Source organism: Flavobacterium sp. UBA4854, from assembly GCF_002399805.1.
Classification (GTDB): Bacteria; Bacteroidota; Bacteroidia; order Flavobacteriales; family Flavobacteriaceae; genus Flavobacterium; species Flavobacterium ginsengisoli.
Map to the genome: position 1 here is coordinate 1 of NZ_DHEI01000103.1, position 1,915 is coordinate 1,915.

A 1,915-nucleotide genomic window follows, 5' to 3' on the forward strand; every position below is an offset into this window, starting at 1 on the left:
GGAATGGCTGTATTTCCGTTTGTAATTGCAAAATATGATTTTGATAAAACAAATGAGGTTTTTGTTAATCATGAAAAGATTCATTTAAGACAGCAATTAGAGCTTTTAGTAATTCCGTTTTTTATCTGGTATTTTTTAGAATATCTAATTCGTCTGATTCAATATAAAAATGGGGCTTTGGCATATCGAAATATTAGTTTTGAAAGAGAAGCTTATAATAAAGAAGCCGACTTGAATTATCTTAAAAATCGATCTTTTTTTCGGTTTCTAGATTACATAAAAAGCAACAAGCAATAGGCTTAAAAAATTATGAATTGTCACTTTTGACTTTCAACTTTAAATAATGAATCCAGTTTTCAATCAAAATATAAATATTCAGTTTCCAAATGATATTTCGTTGACAATTAAGCGAGAAGATCTAATTCATCCGTTTGTTTCAGGAAATAAATTTAGAAAACTAAAATACAATTTACTTCAGGCGAAAGCCGAAAATAAAGACACTTTACTCACTTTTGGAGGAGCTTTTTCGAACCATATTGCAGCTGTTGCTTATGCAGGAAAAGAACAAGGTTTTAAAACTATTGGAGTCATTCGCGGAGACGAACTTTGGGATAAAATTGAAGAAAATCCAACCTTGAAATTTGCTCAAGAAAACGGAATGCAGTTTGAGTTTGTTTCAAGAGAAGAGTATCGTTTAAAAAACGAAGAATCTTTTATACAAAAGCTGAAAGATAAATTTAGCGATTTTTATTTAGTTCCAGAAGGCGGAACAAATGAACTTGCAGTAAAGGGTTGTGAAGAGATTTTAACAGAAGAAGATTCGGTTTTTAATTACGTTTGCTGTGCAGTGGGAACGGGCGGAACTATTTCTGGATTAATTAATAGTTCGCTGCCAAATCAGAAAATTTTGGGCTTTCCAGCGTTAAAAGGTGACTTTTTAACCGATGAAATTCGTATTTTTGCAAATAAAGATAACTGGAATTTAATTTCTGACTATCATTTTGGAGGTTATGGCAAGATAAATTTAGAATTAATTGAATTTATTAATGCTTTTTTTGAAAAGACAAAAGTGCCCTTAGATCCAATTTATACAGGAAAGATGGTTTTTGGCGTTATAGATTTAATCGGCAAAAATTATTTTCCTCCGCATTCAAAAATTTTACTCATTCACACAGGCGGATTGCAGGGAATTGAAGGAATGAATATAAAGTTGAAGCAGAAGAAATTACCAATACTCAAAACCAATGATTAAAAAAATTGTATTACTTCTCGTAATATTAGCTTTAGCAAGTTGCTCGTCTAGTAAGCCTGCCATCGCGACGACTAAAAAAGCGGCAGCAGTTCAATCTCGAACGGCGGCAACAAAAAGAAGTACTCCTGTTAAACCAATCGGTAAAAATTACCCTTCTACAAATAATACAACTGAGGTTATTCAATCTACATCTAAAACAGTTGTTACCAGTGATTTAATTAATAACTATGTGTTGCAGTACAAAGATATTGCAATGGGAAACATGAAAACGTATGGAATTCCAGCGAGTATTATTCTAGCTCAAGGAATTTTAGAATCTGGTGCAGGAAGAGGAGATTTGGCTGTAGATGCTAATAATCATTTTGGTATAAAATGCCATAATGATTGGTTGGGAGAAAGTGTTCGCCACGACGATGATTCAGCTCAGGAATGTTTTAGAAAATATCCTCAAGCATCAGAATCATATAGAGATCATGCTTTATTTTTGGTTGGAAAAAAACGATATGCAACCTTATTCACTTACGAAAAAGACGACTATAAAGCTTGGGCTAAAGGTTTGAGAGCAGCTGGTTACGCAACAGATCCAAAATATCCAGATAAATTGATCAGTTATATTGAAAGATACAATCTACATCAATATGATTGTCAGGTTACAGGAAGAAA

General features: G+C 32.7%; 3 protein-coding genes. All 3 read left to right on the plus strand.

The window, feature by feature from the left end; genetic code table 11:
* The coding region (locus B3J44_RS15250; protein WP_286969381.1) for a hypothetical protein at window positions 1-297 on the plus strand (297 nt) is incomplete at its 5' end.
* A 46-nt stretch (window positions 298-343) separates the two neighbouring features.
* The gene (locus B3J44_RS15255; protein ID WP_286969382.1) at window positions 344-1,252 is read left to right on the plus strand and encodes a 1-aminocyclopropane-1-carboxylate deaminase/D-cysteine desulfhydrase; all 909 of its coding nucleotides are present in this window, start codon (window positions 344-346) and stop codon (window positions 1,250-1,252) included.
* Window positions 1,245-1,915, plus strand: a 671-nt coding sequence (locus B3J44_RS15260) for a glycoside hydrolase family 73 protein (RefSeq protein ID WP_286969383.1), incomplete at its 3' end; no start/stop codon positions are given. The genes B3J44_RS15255 and B3J44_RS15260, both read left to right, overlap by 8 nt.